This window comes from Chryseobacterium sp. 27AL (assembly GCF_057815395.1).
On the sequence record NZ_JBYRIW010000058.1, the window covers coordinates 1 to 255 of the forward strand.

The 255-nt window shown below is 36.1% G+C and carries 1 protein-coding gene; it reads left to right on the forward strand.

What is annotated here, in order from left to right; genetic code table 11:
- The coding region (locus AC3WV0_RS18180; RefSeq protein WP_488847495.1) for a hypothetical protein at positions 1–255 on the forward strand (255 nt) is incomplete at both ends.

A 255-nucleotide genomic window follows, 5' to 3' on the forward strand; every position in this document is an offset into this window, starting at 1 on the left:
ACTCTGCTTGTGAGCAATATACAGACCCTTATTGTCAGAGAACTAGAACAGGAGCTTACTGAGGCTGATACAAAAAAGAAGTACCGGTATAAAGTCAACACTTCTCTTTCTTACAGCTTGATGAAAAGCAGAATTTTGAATCTGCTCTTTAGCAATGTGAAAAAAGAGGATATGGTGGCAGAGCTTAAAGTTCTTTTTGCTTCTCATATGATTCCCATCAGGCCCAAAAGATCCTTTAAAAGAAATATTTTAAAA